Genomic DNA, 1,021 nt, shown 5'->3' with positions numbered 1-1,021 from the left:
TTACATTAATATTTTTTACATATCTAGTCGCGCAAAGTCAGCAGCAAGACCTGTTTGATCGCAATTGGTACGCCACCGAAATGGTGGTCGATGGTAATACAATCCCGATTCCGGTTTTATATGCAAACCCGCCTACATATTGTATTATTGGAATTAAATTCTTGTATGATGTTAATCATAATGCTGCTGATGCTTATATCGGGGTATGTCAAGCTTGTTTGGGATTTGTTAAAAATATAACGGGAACTACTTTTGAAACTGACGGTTATGCCTGTTTGGCAAAAGATGATATAGGCCCTTGTTTTACTGGAAGCTCCCAACCACTTTGTAGCGCAGGAATATTAGATGAGTTTGAACAAAAACAAAGGGATTTTTTTGCATCATATGACGAATTAATCACTTATACTATTACAGATTACGGTAACAATTTATACGGCTTGCTACTTGAAAAATCCAATGGTGATTTTATAGAATACAATACTGAAGAAATTTTGTCACTTCAGGAAAATGAAATCCTCACTTTTTCAATTGTACCTAATCCCGCTTCAAATATCCTTACCCTTACGGGATTAAAAAGTGAAGTTGATGCAGTTGAGATTTATACCCTGAACGGGATTAAAATTTCTTTGGTTTCGGAAACCAATACTTATGATGTTTCAAAACTTGCTGCAGGACTTTATTTTATTTCGGTTACAAGTGTTGACGGGCAAAAAGCAGTACAGAAATTTATTAAAAAGTAACATTTAAATTTTAGGGGTGTTTCCAGACATCCAAATACTTTTGAGCAACTTTTACATAATGGTGCTCCCGCTCAATAAATGCACGGGCGTTTTGACCAATTCGTGTGATTTCTTCCGGGTTTTCAATCAGCCAACTCAGTTTTTCAACTAAAGCATCTACATTAGGCAAGGCGTTGATACACACTTCATCTTCCTGTAAATTGTAATGCTCCAAAAACTCTTTTTCGGCACCTGTAAAGACCACTTTCCCTTTGGCCATGGCTTCCAGGGCATTGTATCCC

2 protein-coding genes are annotated in these 1,021 nt (G+C 36.8%); one reads left to right on the top strand and one right to left on the bottom strand.

What is annotated here, in order from left to right:
* Positions 1-740: T9SS type A sorting domain-containing protein (locus AC6F75_RS13205; RefSeq protein ID WP_500715558.1), on the top strand; the 740-nt coding region annotated here is incomplete at its 5' end.
* Between the two features lie 10 nt (positions 741-750).
* On the opposite strand, the gene AC6F75_RS13200 is transcribed toward AC6F75_RS13205, so the two are convergent.
* A partial coding sequence (locus AC6F75_RS13200; protein ID WP_500715557.1) for a glycosyltransferase family protein occupies positions 751-1,021 on the bottom strand: 271 nt, incomplete at its 5' end.

Source organism: Planktosalinus sp. (assembly GCF_059864935.1).
This window is presented reverse-complemented; position numbering and strand designations above follow the sequence as displayed.